This is a genomic window from Sphingobium phenoxybenzoativorans (genome assembly GCF_001757355.1).
GTDB lineage: Bacteria > Pseudomonadota > Alphaproteobacteria > Sphingomonadales > Sphingomonadaceae > Sphingobium > Sphingobium phenoxybenzoativorans.
The window spans coordinates 26,740-33,194 of sequence record NZ_MINO01000042.1; the positions used below are offsets into that span (position 1 = coordinate 26,740).

General features: G+C 61.5%; 9 protein-coding genes. 2 read left to right on the forward strand and 7 right to left on the reverse strand.

Going from position 1 to position 6,455, the window contains the following annotated elements; translation table 11 throughout:
* Positions 1-155: 155 nt before the first annotated feature.
* Positions 156-1,415, forward strand: a complete 1,260-nt coding sequence (nhaA, locus tag BHQ40_RS16875) for a Na+/H+ antiporter NhaA (RefSeq protein WP_070156983.1) — start codon at positions 156-158, stop codon at positions 1,413-1,415.
* 51 nt (positions 1,416-1,466) lie between these two features.
* Here nhaA and BHQ40_RS16880 read toward each other — a convergent pair whose 3' ends face one another.
* The 4 genes from BHQ40_RS16880 to BHQ40_RS16895 form a co-directional block, all read right to left on the reverse strand.
* The gene (locus BHQ40_RS16880) at positions 1,467-2,399 is read right to left on the reverse strand and encodes an electron transfer flavoprotein subunit alpha/FixB family protein (RefSeq protein ID WP_070156984.1); all 933 of its coding nucleotides are present in this window, start codon (positions 2,397-2,399) and stop codon (positions 1,467-1,469) included.
* Positions 2,396-3,145 (reverse strand): electron transfer flavoprotein subunit beta/FixA family protein, encoded by a 750-nt coding sequence (locus BHQ40_RS16885; protein ID WP_070156985.1) that lies wholly within the window; start codon positions 3,143-3,145, stop codon positions 2,396-2,398. The genes BHQ40_RS16880 and BHQ40_RS16885 overlap by 4 nt, the downstream gene beginning before the upstream one ends.
* Before the next feature lie 50 nt (positions 3,146-3,195).
* The gene (gene sucC, locus BHQ40_RS16890) at positions 3,196-4,395 is read right to left on the reverse strand and encodes an ADP-forming succinate--CoA ligase subunit beta (RefSeq protein ID WP_070156986.1); all 1,200 of its coding nucleotides are present in this window, start codon (positions 4,393-4,395) and stop codon (positions 3,196-3,198) included.
* A 156-nt stretch (positions 4,396-4,551) separates the two neighbouring features.
* Positions 4,552-4,884 carry a hypothetical protein gene (locus tag BHQ40_RS16895; RefSeq protein ID WP_070156987.1) on the reverse strand — a complete coding sequence of 111 codons (333 nt, stop codon included), beginning with the start codon at positions 4,882-4,884 and terminating at the stop codon, positions 4,552-4,554.
* 80 nt (positions 4,885-4,964) lie between these two features.
* Here BHQ40_RS16895 and BHQ40_RS16900 point away from each other — a divergent pair, with 80 nt between their 5' ends.
* Entirely contained in the window at positions 4,965-5,366 is a 402-nt protein-coding gene (locus tag BHQ40_RS16900; RefSeq protein ID WP_070156988.1) for a low affinity iron permease family protein, read from the forward strand.
* 4 nt (positions 5,367-5,370) lie between these two features.
* Here BHQ40_RS16900 and BHQ40_RS26265 read toward each other — a convergent pair whose 3' ends face one another.
* The 3 genes from BHQ40_RS26265 to BHQ40_RS16910 form a co-directional block, all read right to left on the reverse strand.
* The gene (locus BHQ40_RS26265; protein WP_171905887.1) at positions 5,371-5,535 is read right to left on the reverse strand and encodes a hypothetical protein; all 165 of its coding nucleotides are present in this window, start codon (positions 5,533-5,535) and stop codon (positions 5,371-5,373) included.
* 263 nt (positions 5,536-5,798) lie between these two features.
* Positions 5,799-6,035: a hypothetical protein gene (locus BHQ40_RS16905; protein WP_070156989.1), complete on the reverse strand. Its 237-nt coding sequence runs from the start codon at positions 6,033-6,035 to the stop codon at positions 5,799-5,801.
* Positions 6,036-6,190: 155 nt separating this feature from the next.
* The coding region (locus tag BHQ40_RS16910) for a glycine zipper 2TM domain-containing protein (RefSeq protein WP_070156990.1) at positions 6,191-6,455 on the reverse strand (265 nt) is incomplete at its 5' end.

Consider the following 6,455-nt stretch of genomic DNA (forward strand, 5'->3'; position numbering starts at 1 on the left):
TGCGATCGTTCTGCCCCCACAGAATCGGTTGATCAGGAGTTTCATAAACCCGCCCGGCGCACAAGGTGAACCGCCCATTATCCCCAATCTGGGCACGTTTCCTTTTGGGACATGCCCCCTTGCGCCCAGCCCCGCGATGCGCTCTGTGACTAATAATGAGTAATTCCAAACCCATCTCTGCTCTGCGGTCTTTTCTCGCCAGTGAAGCGGGGGGAGGTGTGATCCTGATCTTCGCCGCGGTGATGGCGCTTGTCGCCGCCAATATCTCCGAAAACAGCGCCCATCTGTATCATGCGTTGATCCATACCGACATCGGTCCGGTCCTTACGCGGCAGCTTGGCAGCATGACGGTGCATCTTTGGATCAACGACGGGTTGATGGCGCTGTTCTTCCTGCTCGTCGGGCTGGAGATCAAGAGAGAGATCGTGGATGGCCGCCTCTCCTCATGGGAGCGGCGGTTGCTCCCTGCCGTGGCGGCGGCGAGCGGCATGGCTGTGCCTGCGGTCATCTATTTGTGGATTGCAGGTGGCGACGCCGCCCTTGTAAATGGCTGGGCGATCCCGGCGGCTACGGATATCGCGTTCGCCATTGGTGTAATGGCGTTGCTCGGATCGCGGGCGCCCATGTCCCTCAAGCTGTTCCTGGTCACGGTTGCCATCGTGGATGACATGGGGGCGGTGGTGGTCATCGCCCTTTTCTACACTCAGGGCCTGAGCATCGCCGCAATCGGGGCCGCCCTGCTGATCCTGAGTGTCATGTACGGTATGAACAGGATGGGCGTGCGATCGCTGACGCCATATCTGCTGGCCTTCATAGTCCTGTGGTACGCCATCCTGGTGTCGGGCGTGCACGCGACCATCGCCGGGGTTCTTGCCGCCTTGACGATACCGATCCGCCGGACGCCGGGAACGCCCGATGCGGAGGACAGCCCCCTTCATCGCCTTGAGCACGCCCTCCATCCCTGGAGCGCCTATCTCATCGTGCCGCTTTTCGGCTTTGCCAATGCGGGGCTGGACCTAGGCGATGTTACTGTGGCGGCGTTACTTGCGCCATTGCCCCTGGGCATTTGCTTGGCGCTGTTCCTTGGCAAGCAGATCGGTGTTTTCGGGTCGGTATGGGCGAGCATTCGCCTGGGCCTTGCGGCAAAGCCGCGCGGCGCTACCTGGGCGCAGATTTATGGGGTCGCCCTGCTATGCGGGATAGGCTTCACGATGAGCCTGTTCATCGGTGGGCTGGCCTTTCCGGGCGCGCCGGAGATGGTGGAACAAGCCAAGCTGGGGATACTTGCCGGATCGCTGCTGTCGGCTCTGGCGGGCTTTGCGGTGCTGAGATTTGCTCCGCTACATCCTGATCATGCAGCGATTGAAGCGCAATTGTCCGGCGAGATCGACGGGGATGGCGACATTCGGAGTTGAAAGAAAAAGGCCCCGGCATCGCTGCCGGGGCCTTTGGATCGTCCGAGGTGCTCAGAGCTTCCCGGTCAGTTCCGGGACGACCTTAAAGAGATCGCCGACAAGACCGATGTCCGCGACCTGGAAGATCGGCGCATCCTCATCCTTGTTGATGGCGATGATGGTCTTGCTGTCCTTCATGCCGGCGAGATGCTGGATCGCGCCGGAGATGCCGACAGCGACATAGACTTCCGGGGCAACGATCTTGCCGGTCTGGCCAACCTGATAGTCGTTGGGGACATAGCCCGCATCGACCGCCGCGCGGCTCGCGCCGACAGCCGCGCCGAGCTTGTCGGCGAGCGGCATGATCAGTTCCTCAAAGGTCGGCCCGTCCTTCAACGCACGGCCGCCCGATACGATGATCTTGGCGGAGGTGAGTTCGGGACGTTCCAGCTTGGCGATCTCTGCGCCGACGAAGGAGGAGAGGCCCTTGTCGCCCGTGGACGAAACAGCCTCGACCGCGCCGGAGCCGCCTTCCTTGGCGGCCTTTTCGAAGGCAGTTCCGCGAACGGTGATGACCTTCTTGGCGTCCTTGGTCTTGACCGTCGCAATCGCGTTGCCCGCATAGGTCGGCCGTGTGAAGGTATCCTCGCTCTCGACCGACAGGATGTCGCTGATCTGCATGACGTCCAGCAGAGCGGCGACGCGCGGAGCGATATTCTTGCCGTTCGAGGTCGCCGGAGCGACGAAAGCGTCATGGCTGCCCATCAGATCGACGATCAGAGGCGCGACATTTTCGGCCAGTGCATGGTCGAACGCGGCATCGTCGGCGACATGAACCTTGCCAACGCCAGCGATCTTGGCCGCTTCGGCGGCAACGCCGTCGACACCCTTGCCGGCGACGATCAGATGGACTTCACCCAGCTTCGAGGCTGCGGTGACGGCGGAAAGGGTGGCATCCTTGAGGGCGCCGCCCTCATGCTCGACCCAGACGAGTGTCTTTGTCATGCTGCAACTCCCAGAGCCTTGAGTTTCGCGACCAGTTCATCGACATCGGCGACCTTCACGCCCGCCGACCGCTTGGGCGGTTCGGATACCTTGAGCGTTTCCAGACGCGGGCTGATATCGACGCCATAATCCGCAGGCGTCTTGGTCGCGAGCGGCTTGGACTTCGCCTTCATGATATTGGGCAGCGAAGCATAGCGCGGCTCGTTGAGGCGCAGGTCGGTGGTGATGATTGCCGGTGTCTTGAGGCCGACCGTCTCCAGTCCGCCATCGACTTCACGGGTCACGTTGACCGTATCGCCAGCAACTTCGACCTTGGAAGCGAAGGTGCCCTGGCCCCAGCCCAGTAACGCGGCAAGCATCTGGCCGGTCTGGTTGCTGTCGTCGTCAATGGCCTGCTTGCCCAGGATCACCAGACCCGGCTGTTCTTCCTCGACGATCTTGGCCAGCAGCTTGGCGACGCCCAGCGGCTCAACCTCATCATCGGTCTGGACCAGGATCGCCCGGTCCGCGCCCATGGCAAGCGAGGTGCGGAGCGTTTCCTGCGCCTTCGCAACGCCGATGGATACAGCCACGATCTCAGTCGCCACGCCCTTTTCCTTCAGGCGGATGGCTTCTTCGACCGCGATCTCGTCGAACGGGTTCATCGACATCTTTACGTTCGCCAGATCGACGCCCGTGCCGTCCGCCTTCACCCGCGGCTTCACATTATAATCTATCACCCGTTTTACGGGCACGAGGATCTTCATAGTATGACCTCCGGTCTAAACCTCTACCTGGGGATATGTTTTGTTCGGCTTCAGGCCGCCTGTTTGACTTCCGCCACGATCTTGCGTGCGGCATCGCCCAGATCGTCGGCCGGTACGATGGCGAGACCGGAGCCTGCCAGAATGTCCTTGCCCTGCTGAACATTGGTGCCTTCGAGACGGACGACCAGCGGCACGGACAGATTCACTTCCTTGGCAGCGGCGACGATGCCCTCGGCAATGATGTCGCACTTCATGATGCCGCCGAAGATGTTGACCAGAATGCCCTTCACATTGGGATCGGCCAGAATGATCTTGAACGCCGCCGTCACCTTCTCCTTGCTCGCGCCGCCGCCGACGTCGAGGAAGTTCGCAGGGAACATGCCGTTGAGCTTGATGATGTCCATCGTCGCCATGGCGAGGCCGGCGCCGTTGACCATGCAGCCGATGTCGCCATCCAGCTTGATATAGGCCAGGTCATATTTGGAGGCTTCCAGCTCGGCCGGATCCTCCTCGGTCTCGTCGCGCAGTTCCATCAGGTCCTTGTGACGGAACAGGGCGTTGCCATCGAAGCCAACCTTGGCGTCAAGCACCAGAAGATTGCCCTGCTCGGTCAGCGCCAGCGGGTTGATCTCGATCTGTGCCGCGTCCGTGCCAAGGAAGGCATTATAAAGTGATTCCGCAACCTTCGCAGCCTGCTTCGCCTGATCGCCGCTCAGGCCCAGAGCCGCAGCGACAGTGCGGCCATGATGGGGCATGAAGCCGGTTGCGGGGTCGACGGAGAAGGTGTGGATCTTCTCTGGCGTCGAGTGGGCGACCTCCTCAATGTCCATGCCGCCTTCGGTCGATACGACGAAAGCGACTTCGCTGCTGGTGCGATCCACCAGAAGGGCCAGATAAAATTCCTTGGCAATGTCAGCGCCGTCGGTGACATACAGACGGTTGACCTGCTTGCCTGCATCACCCGTCTGGATCGTCACCAGCGTATTGCCGAGCATGTCCGACGCATGGGCCTTCACCTCGTCGAGATTGAAGGCGAGGCGGACGCCGCCCTTGGCTTCGGGGGCGAGTTCCTTGAACTTGCCCTTGCCGCGGCCACCGGCATGGATTTGCGATTTCACGACATATAGCGGCCCAGGAAGCTTCTTTGCGGCGTCCACCGCCTCATCCACGGTGAAAGCGGCGTACCCGGCGGCGATGGGGGCACCATATTTCGCAAGGAGTTCCTTGGCCTGATATTCGTGAATGTTCATGGGTGCAGCCTGCCCTTTTTTCCTGAGGGGATAACTAAGTCAGGCTGCTTAAGCACAGGGGAAATGGGAACGCCAGCCCTACTTCGCAGATTCATTTTGCAAAATTGCAAAACTTTTGCGGCCATTTTCCGGGATCACTTGCGAAGTGACGCCGGGTCAGCCTGCTATTGCGCAACTCAGCGCGGCGCGGCTGGTGACGGAGAAAATCTCCGGGTCGTCGAGCGCGCGCAGCTTGTAGAGGAAGCGGTCCACCGTCATGTCCCGCATGTCGGCATTCCGCACCGAGGCAAAGGATTTGAGCTGGCGTAGCTGATTGATGCTCAGCCGGTCGACCATCCGTTCCGCCATGCATCCGGCCATGCGGGGGGAAAGCCCCGCCTCAATCAGATTGGCGCGGACCCTCGCCTCTGGAGAGACAGTCGCACATCCGGCGAGAAGCAGGGCGGGAACTGCGGCGAGCGCGGCGATGCGGGGGAGTGAAACGGCCATCGCCGTGCTATGCCACAGCCAAGCTGAACAGGGCTTTTACGGATGCGCCGCGGATGGCGGCGTCGAGAGAAGGAATGGGCATGGACCGGATTTTCGCAGAATTTTCCCATAAGGTGGCGAGCTGGGCGGGGCGGCCGGGCGCGTTCATGGCGGCGCTGGCCGTTGTGCTGATCTGGGGCTGCACCGGGCCGCTTTTCCATTATTCCGACACCTGGCAATTGGTCATCAACACGGGCACGACGATTGTCACCTTCCTGATGGTGTTCCTGATCCAGAACGCCCAGAACCGGGATGCGGCGGCGATCCAGGCGAAGCTGGACGAACTGATCCGGGCCAGCCGCAGCGCCCGCAACGGCTTTATCGGCATAGAGCATCTGACCGAGGCGCAGCTTCAGCAGATCAGCGCTGCGCTGGAGAAGAATAATGACGACGACGCAAAGCACAGCAAGCTGCTGCTGGACCGGGTGATCCAGCGGCGGTGAGGGATCAGGCGGCGGCGGCCTGACGGTTGAGTTGCCGGTATGCCCGGACCTTTGCGGTATATTCCCTGGCCAGCCCCTCATGAGCGGCCCGGCTTTCAGGGCTGTCGGCGATCGCAGCGCGGAGCAAAGACATCTGCTGACGATGCAGAAGATAGTTCACGTCCAACATGTTCGGCCTCCTCCTAACGCAGATTCGGAATTGAGGTCTTGGGCCGGTGGTCCGGCTCCCTGTCATTGGGGATGGCCGCGACACCATCCTGCTGCGAAGTCTAGCATGGAGAATATGGTTAACGCGAGTCACGTTCATCCCGGACTCAGTGCAACCCAACCCGGCATTTATGGGAAAAATGCGTTAACCAAGCGATTTCAACGGTAAAGCGGCCAAGTTGAACATCTGTTCTGATGCGTGATCCGGCAGCGACTCGGAAGATGTCAGGCGGGTTCGGTTGCATTCCTTTCCGAGTCGATGGGCGTTGCCGGACGTGGCGTTGGGACGGAGGCTTCCCGTACGGACTGGCGGGCTTCGTTCCAAGCATCCTCTACCGAGATGTCCGTAACCGGAACCGGAGCGGGCGGCGGGGAAGCGGCGGCTTTCGCCTTCTCTCCCACGCCGACCAGCGTGCGGACCGCGACGATCACCGCGCCCGCCAAAATGATTTTTCCGATCATCGCACCATTCCCTGTTGCCCAACGGAGAGTAAATCACCGGGATAACAAGTAGATGACGGTTGAACTTGTTCCTTCTCAGGAGGCGGGGGCGGGGTGAAGCGGCGGCTGTGCCCCTCCACCCCCGGACGTCCTGTTCGCGGCGCCGTTCGAAGCGCCTACTCGCAGCGTATATCGTTCTTGTCGATCGCGCGGCCCGCAATCGCGCCGCCCGCGCCGCCCAGGATGGTGCCCAGCGTCTTGCTGCCGCCCGGCGCGATGACATTGCCGAGCACGCCGCCGGCGATCGCGCCGACGATGGTGCCGGTGGTGCCGTCATCCCGCTTGCAATAATAGCTGCCGTCATTGCCGCGATAGATCTGGTCATTGTCGCGCAGATAGCGGGGCGGGCGGCCGTCCCGGTCCCGCCTGTCGCCCCGATAG

Coding starts and splice junctions, on each gene's coding strand:
- nhaA (WP_070156983.1), top strand. CDS start 156: ATGAGTAATTCCAAACCCATCTCTGCTCTGCGGTCTTTTCTCGCCAGT.
- BHQ40_RS16880 (WP_070156984.1), bottom strand. CDS start 2,399: ATGACAAAGACACTCGTCTGGGTCGAGCATGAGGGCGGCGCCCTCAAG.
- BHQ40_RS16885 (WP_070156985.1), bottom strand. CDS start 3,145: ATGAAGATCCTCGTGCCCGTAAAACGGGTGATAGATTATAATGTGAAG.
- sucC (WP_070156986.1), bottom strand. CDS start 4,395: ATGAACATTCACGAATATCAGGCCAAGGAACTCCTTGCGAAATATGGT.
- BHQ40_RS16895 (WP_070156987.1), bottom strand. CDS start 4,884: ATGGCCGTTTCACTCCCCCGCATCGCCGCGCTCGCCGCAGTTCCCGCC.
- BHQ40_RS16900 (WP_070156988.1), top strand. CDS start 4,965: ATGGACCGGATTTTCGCAGAATTTTCCCATAAGGTGGCGAGCTGGGCG.
- BHQ40_RS26265 (WP_171905887.1), bottom strand. CDS start 5,535: ATGTTGGACGTGAACTATCTTCTGCATCGTCAGCAGATGTCTTTGCTC.
- BHQ40_RS16905 (WP_070156989.1), bottom strand. CDS start 6,035: ATGATCGGAAAAATCATTTTGGCGGGCGCGGTGATCGTCGCGGTCCGC.